Source organism: Streptomyces thermocarboxydus, assembly GCF_024760485.1.
In the GTDB taxonomy this organism is placed as follows: domain Bacteria; phylum Actinomycetota; class Actinomycetes; order Streptomycetales; family Streptomycetaceae; genus Streptomyces; species Streptomyces cellulosae.
The window spans coordinates 776,872-803,235 of the sequence record NZ_CP058273.1; the positions used below are offsets into that span (position 1 = coordinate 776,872).

A 26,364-nucleotide genomic window follows, 5' to 3' on the forward strand; every position below is an offset into this window, starting at 1 on the left:
GGGCCGGCGCCGGTTGCGCCCGCTCCGGGAAAGACGGTAGCCGTTCCGTCACACTCCGCGTTCAGCCTGTGGATAACCCTCGCCGCACCCTCCACTCGGACGGTGAATCCGCAGGTCAGAGGTTCGTACCCGGTTCCGGTCGGTGGCGGGTGTCGACGTCCAGATGTTCGCCGACCCGGTTGACGAGCAGCGTCATCTCGTACGCGATGTGCCCGATGTCGGCCTCGGCGCCGCTGAGGACGCACAGGCAGCTCCCGGAGCCGGCCGCGGTCACGAAGAGCACCGCCTCGTCGAACTCCACCATGGTCTGCCGCACCCCGCCCGCGCCGAAGTGCCGCCCCGAGCCCTTGGCGAGGCTGTGCAGCCCGGACGAGACGGCGGCCAGATGCTCGGCGTCCTCGCGGCGCAGGCCCGTGCTCGCCCCCGTCACCAAGCCGTCGTTCGAGAGGATCAGCGCGTGCCGTACGTGTTCGACGCGCTGGGTCAGGTCGTCCAGCAGCCAGTCGAGTCCCTGGTTCTGCCCCATGTCGTGTGTCTCCCCCTGTTGTCCCCGTGTACCCCGTGTGTCGTCCCCTCCGGTCGGGAGGGTCCCTGCGCCAGCCTTCCCCACGACCGGGCGGCGGGCAAGGAAGATGAGGGCCCTGGGACACAAGATGACCGAGGAAGAGTGGCGGGCGTTCGTCTCTCAGGACACCCGCACCGGGAGACTGGCCACCGTCCGTGCCGACGGACGGAGCCTCTGGCGCCGGTCGGTTCGTGCTCGACGGGGACGACGTCGTGTTCAACACCGGCGCGGCGACCGTGAAGGGGCGCAACCTGGCCCGGGACGGGCGGGTCGCCCTCTGTGTGGACGACGACCGGCCGCCCTTCGCGTACGTGATCCGGAAGGGCCGGGCGCGCCGTCGGAGGACCCCGGGGAGCTGCGGCACTGGGCCGCCCGGATCGGGGGGCGGTACGTGGGCGAGGACCGCGCGGAGGAGTTCGGCGCCCGCAACGGCGTGCCGGGCGAGCTGCTGGTCCGGGTCCGGATCGACAAGGTGCTGGCCGAAAAGGGCGTGGCGGACCCACACCGGGCGGGGAGCTGAACTGAGCGCGGCGGACGGACGGACCCCGCCGCGCTCAGCCCACCGAGTCGAGCAGCCGGGCGGTGTGCATGCGCCCGGCGTACTCGACGAGCTGGATGAGCACCTCCTTGCCCGAGTCGCGCTCGCGGGCGTCGCACAGCACCACGGGCGTCCCCGGGTCGAGGTCGAGTGCCCGGCACACGACGCGCGCGTCGTGCCGCCGGGCGCCGGAGAAGCAGTTGACGGCGACGACGAACGGGATCTTGCGGTGCTCGAAGTAGTCGACCGCGAGGAAGCAGTCCTCCAGTCGCCGGGTGTCCGCGAGCACCACCGCGCCGAGCGCGCCCTGCGCCAGTTCGTCCCACAGGAACCAGAAGCGGTCCTGGCCCGGGGTGCCGAAGAGGTACAGGGAGAGCACGGAGCGGATGGTGATGCGGCCGAAGTCCATGGCGACGGTCGTGGTGACCTTGTGGTCGACGCCGTCGGTGTCGTCCACCGTCCGCCCGGCTTCGCTGAGCGTCTCCTCGGTGCGCAGCGGCCGGATCTCGCTGACCGCGCCCACCAGCGTGGTCTTCCCCACGCCGAAACCACCGGCGACCAGGATCTTCAGCGCCAGAGCCGTCGTCTCACCGGCGGGGGCGTCGGGGTGTTCGGGGACCATCGTTCGCTCTTTTCGTGAGGGTGTTCCAGACGCTCTTTCGTCACAGCGGGGAATGCGACACGGCTCTTGGCCAACGAGTGCTCACAGCGCCCGCAACCCCGCGATCACCTCGCGGAGCACCCGCTCGTCGGGCAGCTGGGCGGGCGGTACGGGCCGGCTGACGGTGACCCGGCCGCGTTCCAGCAGGTCGCCGAGGAGGACCCGGACGACGCCCACGGGCAGGTCGGCGCAGGCCGCGAGTTCGGCGACGGACTGGGTCTCCGGGCGGCACAGGTCGATCAGCGCGCGGTGCTCGGGGCCGAGCGCGGGGTCGTCACCGGCGGGCGCGGCGGGGTCGAGGCTGACGAGGGCGATGAGGTCGAAGCGCACACCGGAAGGGCCGGGTGCGGTGCGTCCGCCGGTCACGGCGTAGGGCCGGACCAGGGGGCCGGCCTCGTGGTCGTACCACTGGCTGCCCGGCTCGCGCGGGGCGCCGGTCGTGTCGTCGGTCATCTGCTCGGACCGCTTTCTCGTCTCATCCGGCCGGCGGCCGTGCGGCGACGCGCGGCGCGGTGTCCAGGTGCTCGCCCACGCGCCGGACGAGCCGTGCCATCTCGTAGGCCACGAGACCGATGTCGGCGGTGACGGAGGTGAGCACCGCGAGGCAGGAGCCCTCCCCCGCGGCGGCCACGAACAGGAATCCGTCGTCCATCTCGACCATGGTCTGGCGCACGCCGCCGGCCCCGAAGTGCCGTCCCGCTCCCTTGGCGAGGCTGTGGAACCCGGAGGCGACGGCGGCGAGGTGCTCGGCGTCCTCGCGGCCGAGGCCGCCGGAGGCGCCCATGGCGAGTCCGTCCCCGGACAGCACCACGGCATGCCGTACGTCGGTGACGCGGAGCACCAGGTCGTCGAGCAGCCAGTCGAGTTCGCCGGAGCGCCGGCCTGCGCCGGTGCGGGGTTCCTGGATCATGCGGGGTCTCCTTCGGTGCTGGGCCTCGCCGTGCCGCGTGCGGCGCCGGGCGGCCGGCCGCCGCCGCGCGTCCAGCCGTCGCGGTAGGCCGCCATGCGGTCCCGTACGAGTTCGGGGGTGCGGTCGTCGTCCCGGCTTTCGCCGCGTGCCGGCCCGGATGTGTCCGGCCGGCCGTCGCGGAGCTGGGGCGCCAGGCTGGCCTGGCGTACCCGGCGGGGCAGGTCGTCGGAGCCGGCCGGCTCCTCTGTGCGGTGCAGGCGCAAGGTGGCGGCTCCCTGAGGGCTCTGGGGCTCGTCGCCCGGGCCGGCGCCCCCGTACACGCCGGTGCGCGGCACGGCGTGAGGCACGGGGCGAGATGCCGGACGCGGCACTGGGTGGGGCTCGGACCGAGGTTCCTGATGCGGTACGGCGTGCGGCGCCAAAGGCGGCACGGCGTCCGGCGCGCGTCGGGGTTCCGGCGCGGAACGCGGCTCCAGCGTGGAACGGGGTTCCGGCGCCGACCGGGGTCCCGCCTCGGACGGGGGTTTTGACGCAGGTCCGGCTTCGGACGGCAGGTCGGCGACAGGGGCCACCAGGGCGCGCCGCGTGTCGGGGGCGGCGACGGCCCTGGGCTGCCGCGGCACCTGGACGGCACCGGGATGCGGGGCGGGGGCGGGTTCACGCGGCTCCCGGCCGGCCTCGGCGGACGCCCTGGCCGGCGTGCCGGGACGTTCCTGCTCGGTACGGTCGTCGAGGAGCGCGGTGGGGAGGAGGACGACCGCGGTGGTGCCGCCGTAGGGCGAGGTCTTGAGGTGCACCTTGACTGCGTGGCGGGCGGCGAGCCGGCTGACCACGAAGAGGCCGAGCCGGTCGCTGTCGAACAGGTCGAGCGCCTCGGACTCGGTGATGCGCCGGTTGGCCTCGGCGAGGGCGTCCTTGCCCATGCCGAGGCCGCGGTCCTCGACCTCGACGGCGTAACCGTTGCCGACGGGTTCGCCGGTGACGCGCACCCGGGTGTGGGGCGGGGAGAACTGCGCCGCGTTCTCGATGATCTCGGCGAGCAGGTGGGTGAGGTCCGCCACGGCCGCGCCCGCGACGGACGCCTCGGCGAGCTGCCGCACCTCCACGCGCGCGTAGTCCTCCACCTCGGAGACGGCCGCGCGCACCACGTCGGTCAGCGGGACGGGTTTGCGCCAGGCGCGGCCGGGGGCGGCGCCGGAGAGGATGATGAGGCTCTCCGCGTGGCGGCGCATGCGGGTGGTGAGGTGGTCGAGGCGGAACAGGTCGCTCAGCTCGTCCGGGTCGTCGGAGCGGCGCTCCATGCTGTCGAGCAGGCTGAGCTGACGGTGCACCAGGACCTGGCTGCGGCGGGCGAGGTTGACGAAGACGCCGCTGATCCCGCCGGCCAGCTCGGCGCGTTCCACGGCGGCGCGCAGGGCGGCCCGGTGGACGGTGCCGAGGGCCTGGGCGACCTGGCCGGTCTCGTCCTGCGCGGGTGGTCCGTGCGGGGCCTCCGCCCGGATGTCGATCTCCCCGCCTCCGCGCAGTTTCCGCATGGCCTCGGGGAGTTTGCGGTGGGCGATGTCGAGGGCGTCGTCGCGCAGGGCGACCAGTTCGATCACCAGGCCGCGTCCGATGCGAACCGAGATCACGAGCGAGGCCGCGGCGGCGAGGAGGCCGAACAGCACGGCGGCCCCCGCGGGTCCGAACAGGCCCCGTTCCACGGGGTCGGCGCGTCCGGCGACCGACTCCGCCGCATGCCGCTCGACGGTCCGCAGTTCGTCGCTCACGCGCGCGTGGGCGGCTTCCCAGGTGGCGCGGGGGACGGCTTCCGCGGCCCGCGCCCCGGGGTCGGCGGTGAGGATCTTGTCCTCCGCCGTGTACAGGACGGCGTAGGGGCGGCTGTCGGCGAGGGTGCTCCAGGCGGTGCGGGCCGCTCCGGGCAGGTCGGGCGCGGCGGAGGCGGTGAGGGTGCGGCGCAGTTCGACCGCCCCGGTGAACAGGCGCAGGCGGTCGCCGCCGAGGCTGCCGTGCAGCCGGGCCGCGGCGAGGATCGCGTCCTCCTGGGCGAGGGCCTCTCCCGCTCGGGAGAACTCGAGCAGTACGCGCGCGTCGGCGCCGAGTTCGGCGTCCTGGACGCCAGTGAGGGCGCCGCCCACGCGGAAGGCGCCGTCGATGGCGGCGGTGTACCGCTCGTACGTGCGGGCCCAGCCCGCGCGGCCTTCGCGGACCTCGGCGCGCAGCGGACGCAGCCGTTCCGCGGCGGTGACGAAGGCGTCGAGCCGTTCGGCGACCGCGCGGGGCAGCGTCTGACCGTCGGCGACGGTGCGGTCGTCGCCGAGCCTCAGCCGGGCGACGGCGCGGTCGGTGCGCTGCGCGAGACGGGTGAACTCCGCGGCCCCGACGGCCGCCGTGTCGGCCGCGCGGCGGACGGCGGCCGCCCGCTCGGCCTGGAGGGCGGTGACGGTGTCGGCGACCGGGGCGCGGACGGCGGAGTCGGCGCGCTGCACCTGGCGCAGCCGGGAGACGTCCTGGGCGGTGGTGACGGTGGCGTACCCCCACAGGGCGAGCAGGGAGACGACCGGCACCATCAGCAGGCAGATGACCTTGGCGCGGACGGTCCGGGGACCGGAGGGGCCGCGCAGACGCGGTACGCCCGCACCGGCCGGGTCCCCCGGGGGCATCGGTCCCTCGTCGGCGGGCGGTCCTGCGTGGGCGCGCCGGCCGCGGACGGGCGGCGGGGACGGCGCCTCGGCGCGGGCGCTCGGGGTCCTCCGGGGTGTGCGCATGGACTCCTCGCTCGTAGGGGCGTGCGGACCGCGGCGGTCAGTGGGCCGGACGCTCGGCCGGCCGCCGTGCGGAGGCGGACGCGTGGCGTTCCCCGGCCGCCGGGGACAGCGCCACGAAGGCGGACGTGATGAAGAGATACGCGCCGAGGCCGACGGCGAGCGGGAAGACGAACGACATCGCGCTCGCCCCGGGCAGCGGCTCGCCGGACGGCGTGACCCGCACGCTGACCGCGTACATGCCCGTGTAGTGCATGCTGCTGACGGCCGCGCCCATGATCAGGGAGGCGACGGTGACGGCGGCCGGGGAGCGGATGGCGAGGGCCGCCCACAGCGCGGCCGTGGCGGCGACGACGGCGATGAGGACGGACAGCGCGACGCGCCCCGGGTCGTAGCTCACCTCGCCGTGCAGCCGGACCGCCGCCATGCCCAGGTAGTGCATGCCGGCGACGCCGAAGCCGGTGGTGAGCCCGCCGAGGAGCAGGGCCTGGACCCGGCCGGGGTGACGGCCGACGGCGAACACGCCCGCGCAGACGAACAGCATGGCGACCACCAGGCTCAGCAGGGTGAGCGGCACGTCGTAGCGGATGTCGCTGCCGCTCACGCCGAAGCCGAGCATGGCCGTGAGGTGCATGGTCCAGATGCCGGTGGCGATCGCGGAGGCGGCGGTGAGCAGCCAGTTGCGCCGCACGGGGCCCGTGGCGGCGAGCGCGCGGACGGTGCAGCGCAGCCCCAGAGCGGCGCCGGTGCAGGCCATCGCGTACGACAGCACGGGGGTGAGCCACCCGAGGGTGGCGTGGTCCAGATGTCCCATGACCCGGGGACGCTAGGGGGCGCAGGCGCGCCGAGGGGGCGCGTTTCGAAAGCGGCGCGAAGTTGGCGCACCGGTGGCATGGTGCGACCGCATCGCGCTCGAACGTGCGCACACTGTGTCGCCGGTTCCGGTGAGGGATCATGCGGTGCATGAGCGACGACCACACACATGTGCAGGAGTTCTTCGGCGCCCGCGCCGCCGGCTGGGACCGCCGCTTCCCCGACGACGGCCCCGCCTACGCCGCGGCGGTGGCCGAGCTGGGGCTGCGCGAGGGCGGCCGGGTGCTGGACGCGGGCTGCGGCACCGGGCGGGCGCTGCCCGCGCTGCGCGCGGCCGTGGGACCGTCCGGGGTGGTACTGGGCGCGGATCTGACGCCGCAGATGCTGCGGGAGGCGGCGCGGGCCGGCCGGGACAGGGACGGGACGCTGCTGCTGACGGACGTGGCGGCGCTGCCGTTGCACTCGTCCTCGCTGGACGCGGTGTTCGCGGCCGGGCTGATCGCGCATCTGCCGCAGCCTGCCGAGAACCTGCGGGAGCTCCGGCGCGTGGTGCGGCCGGGCGGGGTGCTCGCCCTGTTCCACCCGATCGGACGGGCCGCCCTCGCCGCACGCCAGGGGCGCGAACTCACCCCGGACGACCTGCGCGCCGAGCCGAATCTGCGGGCCCTGCTCACCGGCGCGGGCTGGCGCATGACGTCGTACGCCGACGAGGACACGCGGTTCCTGGCGCTGGCGGTGCGGGACGCCTGAGGGGTGTCCGGCGTTCGCGGGGCTTTGGTGCAGGGTCGGCGAACAGGCACGCGCGCAGGGTCGATTCGCCCCGTCCGACCGGAAAGCTGCAGCTCCGGGCACGGGTGCGGGGTCGTGACAACGGGTGCGGGGTCGGCATATGGTGCGCGCCGACGGACGAACCGATGGGGAGGCTGGGATGGCCGGGACGGACCAGGAAGCCGTCGCCGCCGACGACGACGCGCTCTATGTGCTGACGGCGGCGCTGCTGACGCCCGCGAAGTTCCCCAGTGTGCTGGGCGACGACTACCCCGAGGCGTGCGCGGCGCTCGGCCTTCCGCCCGTGGCCGACGGCTACGGGCTGGTGCTCGGGCAGGACGGTGAAGGCGCCCGGTGGACCGTGGTCGTCGACGACGTCTCGCTGGTCGCGGTCGCGATCGCGTCCTGGGACTGCGGCATGGAGCACGACCTGTCACCGGACGAGCGCACGGTCGTCGCCGCGCTGCCCGGCTGGCCCCTCGCGGTGGCGGTGGCCGCGCCGAACGTGCCCGCGCCGCACGACCCCTCCCCCGACGTGGCGGACATGCCCCCGCTGACGCCGCCGACCGCGGAAGTGTGGGGACCGGCGCAGCGGCGCCTGGGGGCCGACGAGATCGCCCTGCAGTGGGCGACGTGGCGGGAGCAGGTGGACGACTCGCAGTTCCCCACGCCGGACTCGGCGCCGTCGGACGGCGGCGAGGATACCGGTGAGGGCGGGGCTGCCCCTGTGGGCGGGCACAGCGGGATCCGCCGGGTGCTGGCCGAGGCGCGCGCCTACGTCGACTCGCCGCCGCCGCTCGGGCGGGTGCGGTCGTCCTTCGCACCGGGCGGTGCGCGGACGCTGCGCGCGGACGGGCCGGGGTGGTCGCTGGTCGCACGGACCGACGACATCGCCTTCGTCCTGCTCGACGACGAACCCGGCGAGGTGCTTCCGGTAGGGCGGGGACCGGAACTGCCGGGGCTGCTGAAGGCGCTGGACGAGATGGCCGTACGGCCGCTGTGAGGCGGAGGGCGGGGTAGGGCGCCCGTCCGGTCCGCCCGCCCCGGCCCCCCCCCCCGGCGGGCACGCGCTACGGCCGCTCCGAGGCGCGTGTCCTCGGCGCACGGCGGGACGCACAGTGCCGTCCGCGCCTCGGACGTCCGGTATCTCGGGTGCCGCCCCTCCCCCGGGGCGGGGTCAGCCCGTACTCCGCCTCAGCGGCCCAGCTCCTTGCGGGTGGTCCTCCTCAGGCGTCGCCTCTGGGACGGGTCCAGGGCGAGGTAGGCGGCTGCCGGGACTCCCAGGATGATCAGGAGCGCGGCCCACCAGGGCAGCCATATCAGCAGGATGAGCCCGACCGCCGCACCCCCCGCGGCGATCTTCGCGTTCTTCGACATCTGCGTCGCCTCCTTCGCGGCCACTGCCGCTCTCTGACGTGAAAACGGGTCCGCGTCGGCGGCGGTTCCTGGCCGCCACCCTGAGACGCCCCTGAGATGCGACCCCTAAGGTCTCGGGCGGCTCACGGCCTCCTCCCCCACCATGGTGACTCACCTCACAGCGCAGGGGTACCCGCGGGACGCGTCGGGCGCCGGGAGGCGTCAGCGGGTGTCCACGCCCTCCAGCCCCGGCAGCAGCGACTCAAGTCCGCTGGGCAGCGCGGTGGGCAGTCCGCTCGGGAAGTCGCTGGGCAGCGCGGTCGGGAAGCCGGAAGGCAGTTCCGTGGGGAAGTCCGAGGGCAGCAGCCCGGTCGGGAACTCCGAGGGGAGGTCCAGCGACGGGCCGCCGGTGGCGGTCTCGGTGGGCTCCGTGTCGGGGCCGTCCTCGTCCGAGGTGACGAGCACGGCGATGGTGACGACCAGGGCGGCCACGATCACGGCGAGCACGAGGATCACCAGACGGCGCCTTCCGGGACCGCCTCCCGGTCCACCCCCGCCTCCGCCGTCGCCGGGCGGGCCGGAGGAGGACCCGTCGCCGTAGGACGGCGGGCCGAAGCCTCCGCCGTGCGGCGGGGGTGCGTCGTCCGGCGGGCCGGGCGGCTGCTGGGGCGGTTCGGGTGGCGTGGCCATGAACACATCGTCACCGCGGGGGCGCGGCCGCGCGAGAAGACGGCGGCGAAACCGCCCGCCAGTCGTGGCATTCCCGCGCGGGAAGCGCGCGGGGCGCACATCAGGCGCGCGGGTGCCTATGACGCCCGTCGGGGGCGGGTCGTCGTGGGTTGCTCGCGCAGTTCCCCGCGCCCCTGAGGGTGTTGCGGCGAACCCCGCCGCCGACGGCACGGCGCCCAGAACCCCCCACTCCACGTCGGGTGCGGGACGTCGTGGGTCGCTCGCGCAGTTCCCCGCGCCCCTGAGGGTGCTTCGGCGAACCCCGCCGCCGACGGCACGGCGCCCAGAACCCCCCACTCCACGTCGGGTGCGGGACGTCGTGCGTTGCTCGCGCAGTTCCCCGCGCCCCCGAGGGTGTAGCGGCGAACCCCGCCGCCGACGACACGGCCCCCGAACACCCCACTCCACGTCGGGTGCGGGACGTCGTGCGTTGCTCGCGCAGTTCCCCGCGCCCCCGAGGGTGTTGCGGTGAACGCCACCCAAGAAAGGGGCGCGAGGAACTGCACCACGCCCCACCCCGCCGCGGAGCCGCGACGACAGCTGGGGCCCGCCCCCAGGAGGACGGGCCCCAAGGGGGTCAGCCCCGCGCACCCAGCAGGTGGTCCATCGCCAGCTGGTCCAGCCGCTCGAAGGCCATGCCACGGGCCGCCGCCGCGTCCGGGTCGAAGTCCTCGAAGGCCGAGCGGTCGGCCAGCAGGGACTGGAGGCCGTCGCCCGCCGTCGGCTGGGCGAGCTCGTCCAGGCGGGCCGCGCGCAGCGCCTCCTGCACCTCCGGGTCCGCGCGGAAGGCGGCCGCGCGCTCCTTGAGGATCAGGTAGTTGCGCATGCAGCCGGCCGCGGAGGCCCACACGCCGTCGAAGTCCTCGGTCCGCGGCGGCTTGAAGTCGAAGTGGCGCGGGCCCTCGTAGCCGGCCGACTCCAGCAGGTCCACCAGCCAGAACGCGGCGCGCAGGTCGCCCGCGCCGAAGCGCAGGTCCTGGTCGTACTTGATGCCGGACTGGCCGTTGAGGTCGATGTGGAACAGCTTGCCCGCCCACAGCGCCTGGGCGATGCCGTGCGGGAAGTTGAGCCCGGCCATCTGCTCGTGGCCGACCTCCGGGTTGACGCCGTACAGCTCAGGGCGCTCGAGGCGCTCGATGAAGGCGAGGGCGTGGCCGATGGTCGGCAGGAGGATGTCGCCGCGGGGCTCGTTCGGCTTGGGCTCGATGGCGAAGCGGATGTCGTAGCCCTGGGAGGTGACGTACTCGCCGAGGAGGTCGAAGGCCTCCTTCATACGGTCCAGCGCGACCCGGACGTCCTTGGCGGCGCCGGACTCGGCGCCCTCGCGGCCGCCCCAGGCGACGTAGGTCTGCGCGCCGAGCTCGACCGCGAGGTCGATGTTGCGGATGGTCTTGCGCAGGGCGTAACGGCGCACGTCACGGTCGTTCGCGGTGAAGCCGCCGTCCTTGAACACCGGGTGGGTGAACAGGTTGGTGGTCGCCATCGGGACCTTCATACCGGTCTCGTCCAGCGCCTGGCGGAACCGCTTGATGTGCTCGGCGCGCTCGCTGTCGCTCGAGCCGAAGGGGATCAGGTCGTCGTCGTGGAAGGTCACGCCGTGCGCGCCGAGCTCGGCGAGGCGGCGGACGGACTCGGCCGGGTCGAGGGCGCCGCGGGTGGCGTCGCCGAAGGGGTCCCGTCCCTGCCAGCCGACGGTCCACAGGCCGAACGTGAACTTGTCCTCGGGGGTGGGCTGGTAGCTCATGCCGCGGCTCCTTGCTCGCTGAGACTATTTCGTCATGGCGGTTTACAAATTAGTATGCAGGAACACTTCTGGGAAGAGACACACCCCGCCGGTGCGCGGAAGAGGGAGAGACCGATGTCAGCAGCCGAGGGTCCGCTCGTCGTCGGCGTGGACACATCCACCCAGTCCACCAAGGCCCTGGTCGTCGACGTGGCGACCGGCAGGGTCGTCGCGAGCGGCCAGGCGCCGCACACGGTGACCTCGGGCGCGGGCCGGGAGAGCGACCCGCGCCAGTGGTGGGACGCGCTGACCGAGGCGCTGCGGCAGTGCGGCGAGCCGGCGCACGAGGCCGCGGCGGTGTCGATCGGCGGCCAGCAGCACGGGCTGGTCACGCTGGACGAGCACGGTGAGCCGGTCCGCCCGGCGCTGCTGTGGAACGACGTGCGCTCCGCCCCGCAGGCGAGCCGCCTGGTGGAGGAGCTGGGCGGCGCGAAGGCGTGGGCCGAGCGGACCGGCAGCCTGCCCACCGCGTCCTTCACGGTCACCAAGTGGGCCTGGCTGGCCGAGCACGAACCGGACGCGGTGCGCGCCACGAAGGCGGTGCGCCTCCCCCACGACTACCTGACCGAGCGGCTCACCGGGCAGGGCACCACCGACCGCGGCGACGCCTCGGGCACCGGCTGGTGGGCGTCCGCGACGGAGACGTACGACGAGGAGATCCTGGCGCACGTCGGTCTCGACCCGGCGCTACTGCCGCGCGTGGTGCGGCCGGGCGAGGTGGCGGGCACCGTGCGCGACGGGCACGACCTGCCGTTCTCCAAGGGGACGTTGGTGGCGTGCGGCACGGGTGACAACGCCGCCGCCGCGCTGGGCCTCGGGGTGCGTCCCGGCACGCCGGTGATGAGCCTCGGCACCTCGGGCACCGTGTACGCGGTGTCGCGGCACCGGCCCGCCGACCCGACCGGCACGGTGGCCGGCTTCGCCGACGCGCGCGGCGACTGGCTGCCGCTGGCCTGCACCCTCAACTGCACGCTCGCCGTGGACCGGGTCGCCGCCCTCCTCGGCCTGGACCGCGAGGCCGTCGAGCCGGGCCGGGGCGTCACGCTGCTGCCGTTCCTGGACGGCGAGCGCACCCCCAACCTCCCCCACTCCTCGGGCCTGTTGCACGGTCTGCGGCACGACACCACCGGCGGCCAGCTGCTCCAGGCCGCGTACGACGGCGCCGTGTACTCCCTGCTGGCCGCGCTCGACCTGGTCCTCGACGAGGACGCCGACCCGTCGACGCCGCTGCTGCTGATCGGCGGCGGCGCGCGCGGCACGGCCTGGCAGCAGACCGTACGGCGGCTGTCCGGGCGGCCGGTGCAGGTGCCGGAGGCGAAGGAGCTGGTCGCGCTCGGCGCGGCGGCCCAGGCGGCCGGCCTGCTGACCGGGGAGGACCCGGCCGCGGTGGCCCGGCGCTGGGGCACGGCGGAGGGGCCGGTGCTGGACGCGGTGGAGCGGGACGAGGAGACCCTGTCCCGGCTGGCCGGGGTACTCTCCGACGCGGCCCCGCTGCTGGAGCGCGCCCCGGGCAACGGCTGACGACGCCCCGGCGGGTGTCGCCCCACGGCGGCCCCGTGACGGCCGCCGTGGACGTCCGCCGGGCGTGGACGGCACCGAACCGAGGATTGACGGAGGAATGAGCGCACCGCTGCACAAGGCCCGCCCGGCAGGTCAGGGCCGTGCCCTGCCCGACACCCAGCAGGGCATGCGCCGCCGCAACCTGTCGCGGGTGATGCACACCGTCCGGGACGAGGGGCCGCTGTCCCGGGCCGCCGTCGCCTCCCGTATCGGGCTGACCCGTGCGGCGGTGTCCACACTCGTCGACGAACTCATCCGTACGGGGCTGCTGGAGGAGCTGGGCCCGGAGCGGCCCGGTCGGGTCGGCCGGCCCGGTTCCGCCCTCGCGGTCAGCGGGCGGGGTCCGGCCGGGATCGGCGCGGAGGTGGGCGTCGACCATCTCGCGGTGTGCGCGGTCGACCTGCGCGGGGAGGTGCGGGCGCGGGCGGTGCGGCATGTGGCGAACCGGGACCGCTCCCCCGAGCCCGTGCTCGGCGAACTCACCGAACTGATCCACCGGGTGGTGGCCGAGGCGGAGGGTGAGGGGCTGTGGCCGGCCGGACTCGCGGTCGCCGTCCCCGGTCTGGTGGCCCGTGACGCCCGCACGGTCGTCCGCGCCCCGAACCTGGGCTGGCTCGACACCGACCTCGCCCCGCTGCTCCCCGCGAAGCTGCCGCTGACGGTGGCCAACGAGGCCAACTTCGGCGCGCTCGCCGAACTGTGGCTCGGCGAGGACACCCCGCGCGACTTCCTGCACGTGTCGGCGGAGATCGGCATTGGCGCGGCCGTCATGGTGGACGGGCGCGTGCTGCACGGCAACCGGGGCTTCGCGGGCGAACTGGGCCACGTCCCGGTGTGGCCCGACGGCCCGTCGTGCGCCTGCGGCGGCCGGGGCTGCCTGGAGCAGTACGCGGGCGAGGAGGCGGTGCTGCGCGCGGCCGGCCTCGAACCCGGCGAGGACCGGGTGGGCCTGCTCGCGGGCCGCGCCGAACAGGGTGACGCCGCGGTACGACGCGCCCTGCACGACGCGGGCACGGCACTGGGCATCGCCCTGACCGGCGCGGTCAACCTCCTGGACCCCGAGAACGTGGTCCTGGGCGGCGCGCTGTCCGGCCTCGCCCCCTGGCTGCTGCCCTCACTCCGCTCGGAACTGGCCCGCCGCACGGCGGGCCCGCCCTGCCCGGTCTCGGTCTCGGCCCTGGGCCCGGAGGGCCCACTCCTGGGCGCGGCCCACTCGGTGGTCCGGGGCGTCCTGGACGACCCGGCGGCGGTGGCGGAACGGGGCTGAGGCAGGCGGGGACGCCTGTGGGCAACCCTCAGGCGTCCCGTCGGGCGAATCTACGGAGCTGTCCTTGGAGGCACCGCCGCGGCGAGGGCGCCGACGGCGATCGCGAGCCACATTCCGCCGCGCACCACAAGCAGGAGCACGGCGTGACGAACGGCATCACGCCACGCAGCGCACCCGCCACCGTGGCGGTGGCCGGGCCGAACACGGCCGTACTCACCGCGAAGGCCGCGAGCGTCGCGGTGGAGTGGTTGCCGAGCAGTGCGGTGTCGACCAGGGCCCCGGCCGAGGCGGCGATCATCGTCAGATACAGCGGAAGCGCTGCCGCCGCGATCTCGGTCCAGGTCCTGCGTCCGGCCGGTTCCGGCTTCTCGCTGATCACGGATTCGATCATCACACCGCGACAGCGGGAAGGTCAGCGGAATGGACCAACTCCGCAGCGGCACACGCCGGCTCACCCCGGCCGTGAAGGCTCCGTCCTCACGGCCGCAGGCTGCCGACGATGTCCGCCGTGGCCGTGAGGCCGCTGTGGATCGTGGGGGCGATGCTCGTGCTGGCCAGGTAGAAGCCCAGCAGCAGGCAGACCAGGGCGTGGGAGATCTTCAGCCCGCCGTTGCGCAGGAAGATCACCGCCAGGACCGAGAGCAGCAGCACCACAGAGATGGAAATGGCCATCGTCAACCTCCTCCGCCACACCTGTTTCGCGGCGTTCGGCCGCAAGTGTGGCGTAGCGGAGGGTTCGTCCGGGCGGCTGACCTGTCCTCCGAACGTGTGGTGTCACACCTTCCGGTGGGCGTCGAGGAACGCTTCCAGGCCCGCGAGGTCGTCGGTGTTGAGGTGGTCGACGTCCGCCGCGACCAGTTCGCCCCACAGCGCGTCCCGCGCGGGCCCCGGCACGTCCGGGGTGGCCCAGAACCGCACCCGCTGCCCATGGGCGTGGGCCGTGCCCACCAGTGTGCGCAGTTTCCGGCGTTCCGCCTCGGGGAACGCGCCGACGCCCTGCCAGGTGAAGTTCAGCGCCCAGTTGTCGCTGATGAGCGGCACGAACGAGGCCGGCGCGGGGCCGCCGAGGTCGGCCGGCCGGCCGTCGTAGAAGGCGTGACGGACGCGCTGTGCCTCCATGGGCGCGCGGGCGGCGCGGTCGCCCGAGACGACGGCGGTGACCGGGCCGGGGTGCACCCTGCCGTGGGCGTACGTCGTGAACAGGCCCTGGTAGCGGCGCAGTCGCCGGTCGAGTTCCGCGTAGGTGGACGCCCCCTCCGTCTTGAGGTCGATCAGCAGCTGGAGCGAGCCGCGGTCGCCGCGGTACACCGTGCCGCGGTTGGCGCGGACGCGGGCGGCGAGCGGGTCCAGGTACAGCGACTCCAGGGTGCGGGCGGGGTCGAGGTCCTCGGGGTCGTGGGCGACCAGCAGTTGTCCGCCGACAAGGTAGATGTCCGCCTCGACGCTGCCGAAGCGGTGGTCGAGGGCGTCGAACAGGGGGCGGGGGTGCTCGTAGTCGTTGTGGGCGTGCGCGCGCCACAGCGGGCGCGGGCGGGGCGGGTGTTGGCCCGCGAGGGCCCGCGTCGCGGGGAGGGCGAGAGGGCTCGCGAGGGCGACGCCCAGGGCGGTGAGGGCTCCGCGACGGGTGGTGAGGGCCATGCTCTGCCTCCCTGAAGTGCCGTACGGGGTCCCCGCGAGTATGGGGTCCCGTGGCACGCAAGGAGCAGAGGCGTGCGAGGAGTTGGCCGGTTCGTCGTCGTCCGTTCACCCAGGTGCGAGCGGCCCGCCCGCCCCGGACGGGGAGGACGGGCCGCCGGTGCGACATCCCGTCAGGGCGCGCGCAGATCCACCAGTTCCGCCAGCGCCTCCCGGTGGGCGCCCGCCGTGCCGTAGGCGATCGAGTCGGCCTTGGCACGCTTGAGGCGCAGATGCACCGGGTGTTCCCAGGTCATGCCGATGCCGCCGTGCAGCTGCAGGGCCTCCTCGGCGGCGCGGACGGCGACGGGCGCCGCGTAGGCCTGCGCCACGGTGACCGACACGTCCGTGTCCTCGCCGGTCGCGAGGGCGTCGGCGGCGGCCCGTGCGGCGGCGCGGAGGTTGACGATCTCCAGCCACAGCTGGGCGAGCCGGTGCTTGAGCGCCTGGAAGCCGCCGACAGGGCGGTTGAACTGCTTGCGGTCCTTCAGATACCGCACTGTTTCGGTCAACGCCCAGTCGGCGAGGCCGAGTTGCTCGGAGGCGAGCAGTCCCGCCCCGGCGCGCAGGGCTCGGCGTACGGCGGGCTCCGCGTCGCCGACGCGGCGGCCCGGGGCGGCGTCGAGGGCGACGCGGGCGAGGGGGCGGGTGAGGTCGAGGGACGTCTGCGGGATGACGGTGACCGCGTCGGCCGTCACCGCGTACAGCCCGCCGTCGTCCGCCGGCACGAGCAGGACGTCGGCGACGGCGGCGTCCGCGATGCCCGTCAGCTCGCCGTGCAGCGTGCCGCCGTCCGCGCGGACGGTGGCGTACGCGGCGCCGGGTGCGGTGTGCAGGCCCACGGCGAGCGCGCCGATCACGCGCCCGGACGCCAGGCCCTCGAGCAGGTCCCCGCCGTCCGCGCAGGCCAGCAGCGCCTCGGTCGCGACGACGGCGCTGGTCAGGTACGGCACGGGGGCGACCGCGCGCCCCAACTCCTCCAGGACGACCGCTGCTTCGCGGTGGGTCGCGCCCTGGCCGCCCCGGTCCTCGGGGACCAGCAGCCCGGCGAGGCCCATGCCGTCGGCGAGGGTCTTCCACAGGGCCGGGTCGTGCGGGGCGTCCGACTCGGCGCGGGCGAGCACGGACGTCGTGTCGCAGTGGTCGGTGAGCAGGTCCCGGACGGCGGCGCGGAGCGCCTCTTCCTCCTCCGAGTACAGAAGATCGCTCATCGGGCGAGGTCCTTCCAGGCGACGTCCTTGTCGGTGCGCGGCTCGGCGGGCAGGCCCAGGACGCGCTCGGCGACGATGTTCAGCAGGACCTCGCTGGTCCCGCCCTCGATGCTGTTGCCCTTGGAGCGCAGATAGCGGTAGCCGGCGTCGCGGCCGGTGAAGTCGACCAGTTCGGGGCGGCGCATGGTCCAGTCGTCGTACAACAGCCCTTCCTCGCCGCGCAGTTCCACCTCCAGGCCGCTGATCTCCTGGTTGAGGCGGGCGAAGGCGAGCTTCATGCCGGCGCCCTCGGGGCCGGGCTGTCCGGCGACGAGCTGCTGGCGGAGGCGTTCGCCGGTGAGCCGGGCGACCTCCGCCTCGACCCACAGCTTCAGCAGCCGCTGGTGCAGGTCGTGGGTGCGCAGTTCGGGGCGCTCGCGCCACGTCCTCGCGACCGGGCCGATCATGCCGCCTTCGCGGGGCAGCCGCATGCCGCCGATGGCGACGCGCTCGTTGTTCAGGGTGGTCTGGGCGACCCGCCAGCCGTCGCCGACCCCGCCGAGGCGGCGGTCGTCGGGGATGCGGACGTCGGTGAGGAACACCTCGTTGAACTCGGCCTCGCCGGTGATCTGGCGCAGCGGCCGCACCTCGACACCGGGGTCGGTCATATCGCACACGAAGTACGTGATGCCCCGGTGCTTGGGCACATCCGGGTCGGTGCGGGCGATGAGAATCGCCCAGCGGGCGAGGTGGGCGCTGGACGTCCACACCTTCTGCCCGTTGACCACCCAGTCGCCGCCCTCACGCACCGCGCGCGTGCCGAGCGCGGCCAGGTCGGAGCCGGCGCCGGGCTCGCTGAACAGCTGGCACCAGACCTCCTCCCCGGTCCACAGCGGCCGCAGGAAGCGCGCCTTCTGCTCGTCGGTGCCGTACTGCAGGATCGTCGGGGCGGCCATGCCCAGACCGATACCGATGCGGCGCGGGTCGTTGTCGGGGGCGCCCGCGGCCTCCAACTCGGCGTCGACGACGACCTGGAGGGAACGCGGCAGGCCGAGCCCGCCGAGCCCTTCGGGGAAGTGCACCCAGGCGAGTCCGGCGTCGAAGCGGGCGCGCAGGAAGTCCAGGCGCTCCGTCCCGGCGGGCGGGTGCGCGGCCAGGAACTCCCTTGTGCGGCGGCGCAGTTCGTCCGCGTCGGTCATGCTGCGGCTCCGTTCTCCAGCGACGGCAGCACGGTGACGCGGCCGGTGGTGACGCCGTCGGCGACCCGCTGCACGGCGTCGGCGGCCCCGGCGAGCGGGACGCGCTCGCTCACCAGCGGCTTGATCGCGCCCCGGGCGGCCAGCTCGGTGAGCTGCTCGTGGCAGTGCTGGACCAGCTTGGGGTTCTTGGTGTTGTACAGGCCCCAGTGCAGGCCGAGGATCGCGTAGTTCTTGATCAGGGCGTGGTTGAGGCCGGGGCTGGGGATGGTGCCGCTGGCGAAGCCGACGATCACGATGCGGCCCTCGAAGGCGACGGTCTTGGCGGACTGGGTGTACGCCTCACCCCCGACCGGGTCGAAGATCACGTCGGCGCCGCGTCCGCCGGTGGTCTCCTTGACCGCGGCGACGACGTCCTGCTCGCGGCGGTCGATCACCACGTCGCAGCCCAGCTCGCGGGCCACGACGGCCTTGTCGGCGCCGCCCGCCACGCCGATGACGGTGGCGCCGGCCGCCTTGCCGAGCTGCACGGCGGCGCTGCCCACCCCGCCCGCGGCGGCGTGCACGAGCAGGGTCTCGCCGGCCTCCAGGTGAGCTCGCCGGTGCAGGGCGAACCAGGCGGTCTGGTAGCCGATGTGCAGGGCGGCGGCCTCGGCGTCGTCCAGCGCGTCCGGGGCGGGCAGCAGAGCCGCGGCGTCCGCGAGGGCGTACTCGGCGAAACCGCCGTGCGGCAGGGCCGGGTTGGCGATCACGCGGCGGCCGTCCTCGGTCTCGCCGCAGATCTCCACGCCCGGCGTGAACGGCAGCGGCGGCCGCACCTGGTACTGGCCCCGGCACATCAGGGCGTCCGGGAAGTTGATGTTGGCGGCGCGCACCCGGAGCAGCACCTGCCCCTCGCCGGGGGTCGGCCGTCCGACGTCCGCGAGGCGCATCACCTCACGCGGCTCGCCGAGTTCGTGCACTTGCCATGCCTGCATGCGGGGCCTCCACGGGACGGTGAACGTCGTCTTCGCTGACCGGGTCCCCGCATACTAAGCGGTCGCTTGCCTCAAGGGAACCGTCCAGGAACCGTCCCGTGTCCCCGGACCGCGCCTCACCCCCTCTTCGGCCGGGCCCGGACATGCATCCGCTCCCCCTGCGGCCCGAAGAGGCTGAGGAACTCCACCGGCCCCTCCCCCGTCGACCCGAACCAGTGCGGCACGCGCGTGTCGAACTCGGCCGCCTCCCCCGCCGCCAGCACCACGTCGTGGTCGCCCAGTACCAGCCGCAGCTTCCCGGAGAGCACGTACAGCCACTCGTAGCCCTCGTGCGTGCGCGGTTCCGGCTCCAGCTTCCGCTTCGGCTCGAGCACCTTGTACGCCTGGAGCCCGCCGGGCTGCCGGGTGAGCGGCCAGTGGGTGCGGCCGCCGTGCACGATCGGCCGGGAGCGCACCCGCGGATCGCCCACCGGGGGCGCGCCGACCAGCTCGTCCAGCGACACCTGGTGGGCCTGCGCGATGGGCAGCAGCAGGTCGAGGCCGGGTTTGCGCTGCCCGGACTCCAGCCGGGACAGGGTGGACACCGAGATGCCGGTCGCCTCCGCCAGCGCCGCGAGCGTCACCTCCCGCTCCTTCCGGATCCGGCGCAGCCGGGGGCCCACTTCCGCGAGAACGTCGTCCGTCACCATGCGGACATTGCAGGTTCGGCAAACTTGTTTGTCAATCCGCCGGTGCCGAAGCGACCGTCGGCGGTGGAGGTGGTCACGATGACCGAGCAGGACCTGAACGAGCGGGACGACAGCCGCTACGACGTGGTCGTGGTGGGCGGCGGTGCGGCGGGGCTGTCCGCCGCGCTGGTGCTGGGGCGTGCCCGGCACCGCACGCTGGTGGTCGACGCGGGCGAGCCGCGCAACGCCCCGTCGGCGCACATGCAGGGCTATCTGAGCCGGGACGGCATGCCGCCGGCGGAGTTCCTGGCGCTCGGCCGGGAGGAGATCGCGCGCTACGGCGTGGAGCTGGTCCGGGACCGGGTGACGGACGTGGCCCGCGCCGGGGACTTCACGGTGACGCTGGAGCGGGGCGGCAGGGTGCGCGCGCGGCGGATCATCGTGGCGACCGGGCTGAAGGACGAGATGCCGGACGTTGCCGGGGTCGCCGAGCGGTTCGGGCGGGACGTGCTGCACTGCCCGTTCTGCCACGGCTGGGAAGTGCGCGACGAGCCCTTCGGGGTGCTGGCGTCGAGCGCGGCGGGCGTGCACCAGGCGCTGATGGTGTCCCGGTGGTCGAAGGACGTCATGTTCTTCCTGCACCGGGTCGCCGAGGAGGAGCTGACCGACCTGGACCTGCGCCGGCTGGCCGCGGCGGGCGTGGACGTGGTGCCGGGCGAGGTCGCCGGACTGGTCGTCGAGGACGACCGGCTGACCGGCGTACGGATGGCCGACGGGACCGTTCACTCCCGGTCGGTGGTGTTCGCCGCGCCGCGCCCGGTGCCGCAGACCGGACTGCTGGAGCGGCTGGGCGCGGAGATGGACGAGACGCCGTTCGGCACGTACCCGGTGGTCGACGGGAACGGGCTGACCAGCGTGCCGGGCGTGTGGGCGGCGGGCAACGCGATCGGGTTCACCGAGCAGGTGGTGCACGCGGCGAGCGGCGGCTACCGCGCGGCGACGGCGATCGTCGGGGACCTGCGGATGGCGGACCTGGACGCGGCGCTGGACGGCTGACCGAACGGTCCGGCACCCGGCCCCGGAGCAACCCCGACCGGCTCGGCGGCTGACCGAACGGTCCGCCACCCGGCCGCAAGGAGCAGGGCCGGTCCGGAAAACACGGAGGTGTGGAAGGCCCGCCTTCGTAGCACGATGACTGCATGTTGCTGTCCCGGCTGGCCCAGGTGTCGCAGGAGGTGGCCGCCACCTCGGCGCGGTCGCGGAAGACCGCGCTGCTCGCGGAGCTGTTCCGGGAGGCCGAGCCGGACGACGTCCCGGTCGTCATCCCGTATCTGGCGGGCCGGCTGCCGCAGGGGCGGATCGGGGTCGGCTGGAAGGTGCTGGGCAATCCGGTGCCGCCCGCCGCCGCGCCGTCCCTGACGGTGCGCGAGGTGGACGCGCTGCTGACCCGGCTGGCGAAGGTGTCGGGGCCGGGATCGCAGGCCGAGCGGGCCCTGCTGGTCGGCGAGCTGCTGGGCGCGTCCACCGAGGCGGAGCAGCGGTTCCTGCGGGGGCTGCTGACCGGCGAGGTGCGCCAGGGCGCCCTGGACGCGGTGGCGGTGGAGGGGCTGGCCCAGGCGACCGGCGCCGCCTCGGCGGACGTACGGCGGGCGGTGATGCTCGCCGGGTCGCTGCAGCCGGTCGCCGGGGCGCTGCTGGCGCAGGGGCCTCAGGCGCTCGAGCGGTTCCGGCTGACCGTCGGGCGTCCGGTGCAGCCGATGCTGGCGCACAGCGCCTCCTCGGTCGCCGAGGCGGTGGAGAAACTGGGCGTCTGCGCGGTCGAGGAGAAGCTCGACGGCATCCGCGTCCAGGTGCACCGCGACGGCGACACCGTACGGGTGCACACCCGCACCCTCGACGACATCACGGACCGGCTGCCCGAGGTGACCGAGGCGGCGCGCGGGCTGGACGTCGGGCGGTTCATCCTCGACGGGGAGGTGATCTCCTTCGACGTCACGGGGCGTCCGCGGTCCTTCCAGGAGACGGCCGGGCGGGTCGGGTCCCGGGTGGACGTGGCGACGGCGGCCCGGGAGACGCCGGTCTCCCCCGTGTTCTTCGACGCGCTGTCGGTGGACGGCCGCGACCTGCTGGACCTGCCGTTCGCCGAGCGGCACGCCGAGCTGGCCCGGCTGGTGCCGGAGCCGATGCGGGTGCGGCGCACGGTGGTGAACGGCCCCGGCGATCTGGAGGCGGCGGAGCGGTTTCTCGCCGAGACGCTGGAGCGCGGCCACGAGGGCGTCGTGGTGAAGGGCCTTCAGGCCCCGTACAGCGCGGGGCGGCGGGGCGCGTCCTGGCTGAAGGTCAAGCCGGTGCACACGCTGGACCTGGTGGTGCTGGCCGCCGAGTGGGGACATGGCCGGCGCACCGGCAAGCTGTCCAACCTGCATCTGGGCGCCCGCACCGCCGACGGCGGATTCGCGATGCTCGGCAAGACCTTCAAGGGCATGACCGACGCGATGCTGGAGTGGCAGACGGAGCGGCTGCGGGAGATCGCCGTCGACGAGAGCGGCTACACGGTGACCGTGCGCCCCGAACTCGTCGTGGAGATCGCCTACGACGGCCTCCAGCGCTCCAGCCGCTACCCGGCCGGCGTCACCCTGCGCTTCGCCCGGGTGGTGCGCTACCGCGAGGACAAGCGCCCGGAGGAGGCGGACACGGTCGAGACGGTGCTCGCCGCCCACCCGGAGGTACGGCCGTGACGGCGTCCCGCAGCGCGGGCCTGCTGCTGTTCCGGCGCACCGGTGAGGGCGTCGAGGTGCTGCTCGGCCACATGGGCGGCCCGTTCTTCGCGCGCCGGGACGCGGGGGCGTGGACCGTGCCGAAGGGCGAGTACGACCCGGCCGAGCCCGCGTGGGACGCGGCGCGCCGCGAGTTCGAGGAGGAGCTGGGGCTGCCCCCGCCGGAGGGTGAGGCGGTGCCGCTCGGGGAGGTCCGCCAGTCGGGCGGCAAGGTGGTCACGGCGTGGGCGGTGGAGGCCGACCTGGACCCGGCGTCGGTCGTGCCCGGCACGTTCACGATGGAGTGGCCGCCGAGGTCGGGGCGGACGCAGGAGTTCCCGGAGCTGGACCGGGTCGCGTGGTTCCCCCTGGACCGGGCCCGCGAGGTGATCGTGTCGGCACAGGCCGCGTTTCTGGACCGCCTGGCGGAGCACTCGCTCTAGGGGAGCCGACCGACCGCAGCCCCTCCGGCCCTCCCGCGTTGCGCGGCCCACCGGCGCGCGGGAAGGTCGTAAGCGCAGCCCGTCCCATGGAGGCCAGTGATGCACATCGCCACGGTGAATCCGGCGAACGGCGAGACCGTCAAGACGTACCACCCCATGGACGAGGACGAGGTGGAGCGCCGGCTCCAGCTCGCGGAGGCCACCTTCCGCACGTACCGGACCACCAGCTTCGAGGAGCGGTCGCGGCTGATGCACCACGCCGCCCAGCTCCTCGACGAGGACCAGGACGCCGTCGGCAGGATGATCACCACGGAGATGGGCAAGCCGGTCGCGCAGGCCCGCGCCGAGGCCGCGAAGTGCGCCAAGGCGATGCACTGGTACGCCGACCACGCGGCCGGGCTGCTCGCCGACGAGGAGCCCGCCGCGTCCGACGTGAAGGACTCCGGCGCCTCCCGGGCCCTGGTGCGGTACCGGCCGCTGGGCCCGGTGCTCGCGGTGATGCCGTGGAACTTCCCGCTGTGGCAGGTGGTGCGGTTCGCCGCCCCCGCCCTGATGGCGGGCAACGTCGGGCTGCTCAAGCACGCGTCGAACGTGCCGCAGACCGCCCTGTACCTGGAGGACCTGTTCCATCGCGCGGGCTTCACCGAGGGCACGTTCCAGACCCTGCTGATCGGCTCCGCCGCCGTCGACGAGATCCTGCGGGACGACCGGGTCAAGGCGGCCACCCTCACGGGCAGCGAGCCGGCCGGGCGGGCGGTGGCCTCGACGTGCGGCGAGATGATCAAGAAGACGGTGCTGGAGCTGGGCGGCAGCGACCCGTTCGTGGTGATGCCCTCGGCCGACCTGGACCGGGCCGCCGAGGTCGCGGTGACGGCGCGGACGCAGAACGCGGGCCAGTCCTGCATCGCCGCGAAGCGGTTCATCGTGCACACGGACGTCTACGACGCCTTCGTCGAGCGGTTCGTCGCCGGGATGAAGGCGCTGAAGGTCGGCGACCCGATGGACGAGGGCACCGACGTCGGCCCGCTCTCCAGCGAGCAGGGCCGCCAGGACCTGGAGGAGCTCGTCGACGACGCGGTACGGGCCGGCGCCACGGTGCTGTGCGGTGGCGAACGCCCGGACGGGCCGGGCTGGTTCTACCCGCCGACCGTGCTGGCCGGGATCGACCGGGAGATGCGCATCCACCGCGAGGAGGCGTTCGGCCCGGTCGCCACCCTGTACCGGGCGGACGATCTGGACGAAGCGGTACTCATCGCCAACGACACGCCGTTCGGGCTGAGTTCGAATGTGTGGACCCGTGACGAGGCGGAGATCGACCGGTTCGTCCGGGATCTCGAGGCGGGCGGCGTGTACGTCAACGGCATGACGGCGTCCCACCCCGCGTTCCCCTTCGGCGGGGTCAAGCGGTCGGGTTACGGGCGTGAGCTGTCCGGGCACGGAATCCGGGAGTTCTGCAACATCACCACGGTTTGGCACGGCGCGTGACGCCCGCACGGCTACGATCCCGACTGTGAACCGCGAAGTGACACTGCCTCTGATCGTCGACGACCGCGGCACCCTTCAGGTGGCGGCCGCCGACGTCAGCAAGCTGCTGCGCACGGTCGGCGGCCGGTGGGTCCGGCTCGTCGAGTCCGGCGAGGGCGGGCTCGACGAGGACACGGTCGCCGCGCTGACGATCGAACTCGCGAAGCTCGCCGACCGTATCGACGTGGCGTGCATCGCCCACAGCAGCGGCACCACCCCGTAGGACGTCAGGCCGGCCGCTGGAGGGTCCGCCAGAACAGCGCTTCGTAGCTCTGCAGCAGGTGTCCGTAGGCGCGGGCGCGGCTCTCGTCCAGGCGGCCGGTGTCCAGGGCCGCCTGGACGGCGCGTTCGGCGGCGCGGTCCAGATGCCCGGCCGGTGCGGCGAAGAAGTCGAAGAAGGCGCAGGCCTCGTCGTCGAAGCCGTAGTGGGTGCGCAGGGCCCCGGCGATGGCGGCGCAGTAGCCGCCCCAGGCGGAGAAGTTGGCGGTGATCGCGAGGACGGCGTCGGCCGGGGCGGCGTTGAGGGCCAGCCAGGCGACGTAGGCCGGGTAGGCCTGGCAGCCCGGCAGCGGGGCGTAGGCGGCGGCGCGGGTCTCGTCGACTCCGCAGGCCGCGGCGAAGGCGGGCAGCTTCTGCCGGGCGAGCGCCTCGCCCTCGGCCAGGGCGGTGAAATACGCGTCGGCCTCGGGTTGGCCGGAGGACCGCACGGCCAGCTGCAGGAAGGCGCGGCGGTCCGCCGGGATCACCCGCAGCTGCTCCAGGGCCAGGACGGCCAGCACCTCCCGGTCCGCCTCGCCGGAGGCGATCAGCGGCACCAGGGGGTTGGAGCGCGGGTCGGGAGCGAGCTCCGCGGTGAAGGTCGTCAGCAGGTCCCGGGCGTTGCGTGTCATCGCGTCCTCCGAGGCGTCGGTCACCCCGAGGTTGGCCCGGCCGCCGTGCGGGGGCAACCCGGCAGACCGGACCGCCCCCGCACGGGTGGGTCAGCGGATGGACATGCCCGAGAGGGTGCGGGCGATCACCAGGCGCTGGATCTCGCTGGTGCCCTCGAAGATCGTGTAGATCGCGGCGTCGCGGTGCATCCGCTCGACCGGGTACTCGCGGGTGTAGCCGTTGCCGCCGAGGATCTGGATGGCCTGGGCGGTGACCTTCTTCGCCGTCTCGCTCGCGAAGAGCTTGGACATCGAGCCCTCGGCCGCGGTGAACGGCTTGCCGTTGATCCCCATCCAGGAGGCGCGCCACACCAGCAGGCGGGCCGCGTCGATCTGGGTGCGCATGTCGGCGAGCTGGAAGGCGACGCCCTGGTTGTCGATGATCGGGCGGCCGAACTGCTCACGCGTCTTGGCGTAGTCGAGGGCGACCTCGTAGGCGGCGCGGGCGGTGCCCACGGCCATGGCGCCGACTGCCGGGCGGGAGGCCTCGAAGGTGGCCATGGCGGCGTTCTTCACGCGCTCGCCGCCCTTCTTGGCCTTCTCACGGGCGCGGGCGAGGCGCTCGTCCAGCTTCTCCTTGCCGCCGAGCAGGCAGGAGCCGGGCACGCGCACGTTGTCCAGGATGACCTCGGCGGTGTGCGAGGCGCGGATGCCGTGCTTCTGGAACTTCTGGCCCTGGGACAGCCCGGGGGTGTTCGGCGGGATGATGAAGGACGCGTGGCCCTTGGAGCCGAGCTCGGGGTCGACGACCGCGACGACGACGTGGACGTTGGCGATGCCGCCGTTGGTCGCCCAGGTCTTGGTGCCGTTGATGACCCACTCGTCCTTGGCCTCGTCGTACACCGCGCGGGTGCGCATCGACGCCACGTCGGAGCCGGCGTCGGGCTCGGAGGAGCAGAAGGCGGCGACCTTCACGTCGTTCACGTCGCCGTACATCTGGGGGATCCAGGTGCCGATCTGCTCCTCGGTGCCGTTGGCGAGGACGCCGACGGCGGCGAGGCCGGTGCCGACGATCGACAGCGCGATGCCCGCGTCGCCCCAGAACAGCTCCTCCATGGCCATGGGGATGCCGAGACCGGTTGCGTCGAAGTACTGCTGGGCGTAGAAGTCCAGGGAGTAGATGCCGACCTTGGCCGCCTCCTGGATCACCGGCCAGGGAGTCTCCTCACGCTCGTCCCATTCGGCGGCGGCGGGGCGGATGACGTCGGCGGCGAAGCCGTGCAGCCAGTCCCGCACCTCCTTCTGTTCGTCGTTGAGCTCCATGGTGAACTCGGCCATGACCCCTCCAGCGG

27 protein-coding genes and 1 pseudogene are annotated in these 26,364 nt (G+C 74.2%); 10 read left to right on the forward strand and 18 right to left on the reverse strand.

Annotated elements, in window-relative coordinates; all coding sequences use genetic code 11:
* Window positions 1–115 precede the first annotated feature (115 nt).
* Window positions 116–526, reverse strand: a complete 411-nt coding sequence (locus tag AY578_RS03600; protein WP_019524696.1) for a roadblock/LC7 domain-containing protein — start codon at window positions 524–526, stop codon at window positions 116–118.
* A gap of 115 nt (window positions 527–641) precedes the next feature.
* Here AY578_RS03600 and AY578_RS03605 point away from each other — a divergent pair.
* A pseudogene (locus tag AY578_RS03605) lies at window positions 642–1,085 on the forward strand (PPOX class F420-dependent oxidoreductase).
* A 34-nt stretch (window positions 1,086–1,119) separates the two neighbouring features.
* On the opposite strand, the gene AY578_RS03610 reads toward AY578_RS03605, so the two are convergent.
* The 5 genes from AY578_RS03610 to AY578_RS03630 all read right to left on the reverse strand — a co-directional run bounded on the left by AY578_RS03610 (window position 1,120) and on the right by AY578_RS03630 (window position 6,253).
* Window positions 1,120–1,725, reverse strand: coding sequence for a GTP-binding protein (locus AY578_RS03610; RefSeq protein WP_258902024.1), 606 nt, complete (start codon window positions 1,723–1,725; stop codon window positions 1,120–1,122).
* Window positions 1,726–1,806: 81 nt separating this feature from the next.
* Window positions 1,807–2,217 (reverse strand): DUF742 domain-containing protein, encoded by a 411-nt coding sequence (locus tag AY578_RS03615; protein ID WP_019524698.1) that lies wholly within the window; start codon window positions 2,215–2,217, stop codon window positions 1,807–1,809.
* Between the two features lie 22 nt (window positions 2,218–2,239).
* On the reverse strand, window positions 2,240–2,674 hold the full coding sequence (locus AY578_RS03620) for a roadblock/LC7 domain-containing protein (RefSeq protein ID WP_019524699.1): 435 nt from the start codon (window positions 2,672–2,674) through the stop codon (window positions 2,240–2,242).
* Window positions 2,671–5,442, reverse strand: coding sequence for a sensor histidine kinase (locus tag AY578_RS03625; protein WP_240800968.1), 2,772 nt, complete (start codon window positions 5,440–5,442; stop codon window positions 2,671–2,673). Before AY578_RS03625 ends, AY578_RS03620 begins: the two co-directional genes overlap by 4 nt.
* A 37-nt stretch (window positions 5,443–5,479) precedes the next feature.
* Window positions 5,480–6,253: an MHYT domain-containing protein gene (locus AY578_RS03630; protein ID WP_215188365.1), complete on the reverse strand. Its 774-nt coding sequence runs from the start codon at window positions 6,251–6,253 to the stop codon at window positions 5,480–5,482.
* Window positions 6,254–6,402: 149 nt separating this feature from the next.
* Here AY578_RS03630 and AY578_RS03635 point away from each other — a divergent pair, with 149 nt between their 5' ends.
* Both AY578_RS03635 and AY578_RS03640 read left to right on the forward strand, forming a co-directional pair.
* The gene (locus AY578_RS03635; RefSeq protein ID WP_019524702.1) at window positions 6,403–7,002 is read left to right on the forward strand and encodes a class I SAM-dependent methyltransferase; all 600 of its coding nucleotides are present in this window, start codon (window positions 6,403–6,405) and stop codon (window positions 7,000–7,002) included.
* 178 nt (window positions 7,003–7,180) lie between these two features.
* On the forward strand, window positions 7,181–8,023 hold the full coding sequence (locus AY578_RS03640; RefSeq protein WP_258902025.1) for a hypothetical protein: 843 nt from the start codon (window positions 7,181–7,183) through the stop codon (window positions 8,021–8,023).
* Window positions 8,024–8,214: 191 nt separating this feature from the next.
* On the opposite strand, the gene AY578_RS03645 is transcribed toward AY578_RS03640, so the two are convergent.
* From AY578_RS03645 to xylA, 3 genes are all read right to left on the reverse strand, one after another.
* Complete coding sequence (locus tag AY578_RS03645; protein ID WP_026243791.1) at window positions 8,215–8,397, reverse strand: tail-anchor membrane protein; 183 nt, start codon at window positions 8,395–8,397, stop codon at window positions 8,215–8,217.
* Between the two features lie 201 nt (window positions 8,398–8,598).
* Entirely contained in the window at window positions 8,599–9,066 is a 468-nt protein-coding gene (locus AY578_RS03650) for a hypothetical protein (RefSeq protein WP_234008060.1), read from the reverse strand.
* Between the two features lie 616 nt (window positions 9,067–9,682).
* Window positions 9,683–10,849, reverse strand: a complete 1,167-nt coding sequence (xylA, locus tag AY578_RS03655; RefSeq protein ID WP_019524706.1) for a xylose isomerase — start codon at window positions 10,847–10,849, stop codon at window positions 9,683–9,685.
* 114 nt (window positions 10,850–10,963) lie between these two features.
* Between xylA and xylB the strand changes: the two genes are divergently transcribed.
* The gene (gene xylB / locus AY578_RS03660; protein WP_019524707.1) at window positions 10,964–12,409 is read left to right on the forward strand and encodes a xylulokinase; all 1,446 of its coding nucleotides are present in this window, start codon (window positions 10,964–10,966) and stop codon (window positions 12,407–12,409) included.
* Between the two features lie 97 nt (window positions 12,410–12,506).
* The gene (locus tag AY578_RS03665) at window positions 12,507–13,715 is read left to right on the forward strand and encodes an ROK family transcriptional regulator (RefSeq protein WP_019524708.1); all 1,209 of its coding nucleotides are present in this window, start codon (window positions 12,507–12,509) and stop codon (window positions 13,713–13,715) included.
* 28 nt (window positions 13,716–13,743) lie between these two features.
* Here the strand turns inward: AY578_RS03665 and AY578_RS03670 are convergent, their stop codons facing one another.
* From AY578_RS03670 to AY578_RS03700, 7 genes are all read right to left on the reverse strand, one after another.
* Window positions 13,744–14,094: a hypothetical protein gene (locus AY578_RS03670; protein ID WP_240318742.1), complete on the reverse strand. Its 351-nt coding sequence runs from the start codon at window positions 14,092–14,094 to the stop codon at window positions 13,744–13,746.
* A gap of 98 nt (window positions 14,095–14,192) precedes the next feature.
* Window positions 14,193–14,387 carry a hypothetical protein gene (locus AY578_RS03675; RefSeq protein WP_004934647.1) on the reverse strand — a complete coding sequence of 65 codons (195 nt, stop codon included), beginning with the start codon at window positions 14,385–14,387 and terminating at the stop codon, window positions 14,193–14,195.
* 102 nt (window positions 14,388–14,489) lie between these two features.
* A complete protein-coding gene (locus AY578_RS03680; protein WP_019524710.1) occupies window positions 14,490–15,353 on the reverse strand; it encodes a phosphatidylinositol-specific phospholipase C/glycerophosphodiester phosphodiesterase family protein in 864 nt (287 codons plus the stop codon).
* A 170-nt stretch (window positions 15,354–15,523) separates the two neighbouring features.
* Window positions 15,524–16,600 carry an acyl-CoA dehydrogenase family protein gene (locus AY578_RS03685; protein WP_019524711.1) on the reverse strand — a complete coding sequence of 359 codons (1,077 nt, stop codon included), beginning with the start codon at window positions 16,598–16,600 and terminating at the stop codon, window positions 15,524–15,526.
* Entirely contained in the window at window positions 16,597–17,778 is a 1,182-nt protein-coding gene (locus tag AY578_RS03690) for an acyl-CoA dehydrogenase family protein (protein WP_136237357.1), read from the reverse strand. The genes AY578_RS03685 and AY578_RS03690 overlap by 4 nt, the downstream gene beginning before the upstream one ends.
* Window positions 17,775–18,752, reverse strand: coding sequence for an NADPH:quinone oxidoreductase family protein (locus AY578_RS03695; RefSeq protein WP_028959897.1), 978 nt, complete (start codon window positions 18,750–18,752; stop codon window positions 17,775–17,777). Before AY578_RS03695 ends, AY578_RS03690 begins: the two co-directional genes overlap by 4 nt.
* 116 nt (window positions 18,753–18,868) lie before the next feature.
* Complete coding sequence (locus AY578_RS03700; protein ID WP_019524714.1) at window positions 18,869–19,441, reverse strand: helix-turn-helix domain-containing protein; 573 nt, start codon at window positions 19,439–19,441, stop codon at window positions 18,869–18,871.
* 78 nt (window positions 19,442–19,519) lie between these two features.
* Here AY578_RS03700 and AY578_RS03705 point away from each other — a divergent pair, with 78 nt between their 5' ends.
* The 5 genes from AY578_RS03705 (at window position 19,520) to AY578_RS03725 (ending at window position 24,366) form a co-directional block, all read left to right on the forward strand.
* Complete coding sequence (locus tag AY578_RS03705) at window positions 19,520–20,476, forward strand: NAD(P)/FAD-dependent oxidoreductase (protein ID WP_026243793.1); 957 nt, start codon at window positions 19,520–19,522, stop codon at window positions 20,474–20,476.
* A gap of 143 nt (window positions 20,477–20,619) precedes the next feature.
* Window positions 20,620–22,158 carry an ATP-dependent DNA ligase gene (locus AY578_RS03710; protein ID WP_215187790.1) on the forward strand — a complete coding sequence of 513 codons (1,539 nt, stop codon included), beginning with the start codon at window positions 20,620–20,622 and terminating at the stop codon, window positions 22,156–22,158.
* The gene (locus tag AY578_RS03715) at window positions 22,155–22,619 is read left to right on the forward strand and encodes an NUDIX hydrolase (RefSeq protein WP_137209542.1); all 465 of its coding nucleotides are present in this window, start codon (window positions 22,155–22,157) and stop codon (window positions 22,617–22,619) included. Before AY578_RS03710 ends, AY578_RS03715 begins: the two co-directional genes overlap by 4 nt.
* Before the next feature lie 99 nt (window positions 22,620–22,718).
* Window positions 22,719–24,104, forward strand: coding sequence for an NADP-dependent succinic semialdehyde dehydrogenase (locus tag AY578_RS03720; protein ID WP_215048599.1), 1,386 nt, complete (start codon window positions 22,719–22,721; stop codon window positions 24,102–24,104).
* Window positions 24,105–24,129: 25 nt separating this feature from the next.
* Window positions 24,130–24,366, forward strand: a complete 237-nt coding sequence (locus AY578_RS03725; RefSeq protein ID WP_026243794.1) for a DUF6213 family protein — start codon at window positions 24,130–24,132, stop codon at window positions 24,364–24,366.
* Window positions 24,367–24,370: 4 nt separating this feature from the next.
* On the opposite strand, the gene AY578_RS03730 is transcribed toward AY578_RS03725, so the two are convergent.
* Together AY578_RS03730 and AY578_RS03735 are read right to left on the reverse strand one after the other, a co-directional pair.
* Complete coding sequence (locus AY578_RS03730) at window positions 24,371–25,033, reverse strand: thiaminase II/PqqC family protein (protein WP_137209540.1); 663 nt, start codon at window positions 25,031–25,033, stop codon at window positions 24,371–24,373.
* A 90-nt stretch (window positions 25,034–25,123) separates the two neighbouring features.
* Window positions 25,124–26,350, reverse strand: a complete 1,227-nt coding sequence (locus AY578_RS03735; protein WP_019524721.1) for an acyl-CoA dehydrogenase family protein — start codon at window positions 26,348–26,350, stop codon at window positions 25,124–25,126.
* Window positions 26,351–26,364 lie beyond the last annotated feature (14 nt).

What these genes read in the sequence shown, in the direction of transcription:
- AY578_RS03730 (WP_137209540.1), bottom strand. Translation starts at nt 25,033, where the DNA reads ATGACACGCAACGCCCGGGACCTGCTGACGACCTTCACCGCGGAGCTC.
- AY578_RS03615 (WP_019524698.1), bottom strand. Translation starts at nt 2,217, where the DNA reads ATGACCGACGACACGACCGGCGCCCCGCGCGAGCCGGGCAGCCAGTGG.
- AY578_RS03675 (WP_004934647.1), bottom strand. Translation starts at nt 14,387, where the DNA reads ATGGCCATTTCCATCTCTGTGGTGCTGCTGCTCTCGGTCCTGGCGGTG.
- AY578_RS03735 (WP_019524721.1), bottom strand. Translation starts at nt 26,350, where the DNA reads ATGGCCGAGTTCACCATGGAGCTCAACGACGAACAGAAGGAGGTGCGG.
- AY578_RS03685 (WP_019524711.1), bottom strand. Translation starts at nt 16,600, where the DNA reads ATGAGCGATCTTCTGTACTCGGAGGAGGAAGAGGCGCTCCGCGCCGCC.
- AY578_RS03695 (WP_028959897.1), bottom strand. Translation starts at nt 18,752, where the DNA reads ATGCAGGCATGGCAAGTGCACGAACTCGGCGAGCCGCGTGAGGTGATG.
- AY578_RS03625 (WP_240800968.1), bottom strand. Translation starts at nt 5,442, where the DNA reads ATGCGCACACCCCGGAGGACCCCGAGCGCCCGCGCCGAGGCGCCGTCC.
- AY578_RS03600 (WP_019524696.1), bottom strand. Translation starts at nt 526, where the DNA reads ATGGGGCAGAACCAGGGACTCGACTGGCTGCTGGACGACCTGACCCAG.
- AY578_RS03700 (WP_019524714.1), bottom strand. Translation starts at nt 19,441, where the DNA reads ATGGTGACGGACGACGTTCTCGCGGAAGTGGGCCCCCGGCTGCGCCGG.
- AY578_RS03645 (WP_026243791.1), bottom strand. Translation starts at nt 8,397, where the DNA reads ATGTCGAAGAACGCGAAGATCGCCGCGGGGGGTGCGGCGGTCGGGCTC.
- AY578_RS03690 (WP_136237357.1), bottom strand. Translation starts at nt 17,778, where the DNA reads ATGACCGACGCGGACGAACTGCGCCGCCGCACAAGGGAGTTCCTGGCC.
- AY578_RS03665 (WP_019524708.1), top strand. Translation starts at nt 12,507, where the DNA reads ATGAGCGCACCGCTGCACAAGGCCCGCCCGGCAGGTCAGGGCCGTGCC.
- AY578_RS03610 (WP_258902024.1), bottom strand. Translation starts at nt 1,725, where the DNA reads ATGGTCCCCGAACACCCCGACGCCCCCGCCGGTGAGACGACGGCTCTG.
- AY578_RS03710 (WP_215187790.1), top strand. Translation starts at nt 20,620, where the DNA reads ATGTTGCTGTCCCGGCTGGCCCAGGTGTCGCAGGAGGTGGCCGCCACC.
- AY578_RS03635 (WP_019524702.1), top strand. Translation starts at nt 6,403, where the DNA reads ATGAGCGACGACCACACACATGTGCAGGAGTTCTTCGGCGCCCGCGCC.
- AY578_RS03640 (WP_258902025.1), top strand. Translation starts at nt 7,181, where the DNA reads ATGGCCGGGACGGACCAGGAAGCCGTCGCCGCCGACGACGACGCGCTC.
- AY578_RS03705 (WP_026243793.1), top strand. Translation starts at nt 19,520, where the DNA reads ATGACCGAGCAGGACCTGAACGAGCGGGACGACAGCCGCTACGACGTG.
- AY578_RS03650 (WP_234008060.1), bottom strand. Translation starts at nt 9,066, where the DNA reads ATGGCCACGCCACCCGAACCGCCCCAGCAGCCGCCCGGCCCGCCGGAC.
- xylA (WP_019524706.1), bottom strand. Translation starts at nt 10,849, where the DNA reads ATGAGCTACCAGCCCACCCCCGAGGACAAGTTCACGTTCGGCCTGTGG.
- xylB (WP_019524707.1), top strand. Translation starts at nt 10,964, where the DNA reads ATGTCAGCAGCCGAGGGTCCGCTCGTCGTCGGCGTGGACACATCCACC.
- AY578_RS03630 (WP_215188365.1), bottom strand. Translation starts at nt 6,253, where the DNA reads ATGGGACATCTGGACCACGCCACCCTCGGGTGGCTCACCCCCGTGCTG.
- AY578_RS03680 (WP_019524710.1), bottom strand. Translation starts at nt 15,353, where the DNA reads ATGGCCCTCACCACCCGTCGCGGAGCCCTCACCGCCCTGGGCGTCGCC.
- AY578_RS03720 (WP_215048599.1), top strand. Translation starts at nt 22,719, where the DNA reads ATGCACATCGCCACGGTGAATCCGGCGAACGGCGAGACCGTCAAGACG.
- AY578_RS03620 (WP_019524699.1), bottom strand. Translation starts at nt 2,674, where the DNA reads ATGATCCAGGAACCCCGCACCGGCGCAGGCCGGCGCTCCGGCGAACTC.